Origin of the sequence: Microbacterium sp. H6 (genome assembly GCF_003314775.1) — a bacterium.
Lineage (GTDB): Bacteria > Actinomycetota > Actinomycetes > Actinomycetales > Microbacteriaceae > Microbacterium > Microbacterium oxydans.
In genome coordinates this window covers 419-1,204 of the sequence record NZ_QOAY01000145.1, presented here as the reverse complement: position 1 = coordinate 1,204, position 786 = coordinate 419, and the positions used below count along the sequence as shown (strand labels likewise).

The 786-nt window shown below is 66.2% G+C and carries 1 protein-coding gene; it reads left to right on the top strand.

Annotated elements, in window-relative coordinates; all coding sequences use genetic code 11:
* Positions 1-148: 148 nt before the first annotated feature.
* A partial coding sequence (locus tag DSP71_RS23470) for a MoxR family ATPase (protein WP_258546348.1) occupies positions 149-786 on the top strand: 638 nt, incomplete at its 3' end.

Below are 786 nucleotides of genomic sequence, written 5' to 3'. Positions count from 1 at the left end.
AGCTGCTACCTCGGCAACCGCCGTGGCGTGATCGAAGCCTGGGTGATGGTCAACGGCACCGCCTTCGAGCACCGAGTCTGGCAGTGACCTGTCTCCCCAACCCCGCTGTGAACACCGGTTCTGAACAACAACAAGGAACGACACACTCATGACAATGACCCCCGAGCAGGCCGCCTGGTTCCAGGGCACCTTCCAGCGCCTCGTCGAGAACATCGACAAGGCCGTGCAGGGCAAGCAGGAGATCGTCGGTCTCGTGCTGGCCTCGATGCTCGCCGAGGGCCATGTGCTCCTCGAAGACGCACCGGGCACGGGCAAGACCAGCCTCGCCAAGGCGCTGGCCGCGACCGTGCAGGGCACCAGCACGCGCATCCAGTTCACCCCCGACCTGCTGCCGTCCGACGTGACGGGTGTGACGATCTACGACCAGCAGTCGCACCGCTTCGAGTTCCACAAGGGCCCGATCTTCGCGTCGATCGTGCTCGCCGACGAGATCAACCGTGCCTCGCCGAAGACCCAGTCGGCGCTGCTCGAGGTCATGGAGGAGTCGCGCGTGACGGTCGACGGTGTCACCCACGAGGCCGGGCGCCCGTTCCTCGTGATCGCCACGCAGAACCCCATCGAGCAGGCGGGAACCTACAAGCTGCCCGAGGCGCAGCTCGACCGCTTCCTGATCAAGACCTCGATCGGATACCCCGACCTCGCGGTGACCGAGAGCATCCTCGCCGGCGCCTCCGACCGCAACCCGTCTGCAGGTCTGTCCGCGATCATCACGACCAGCGCCGTCGC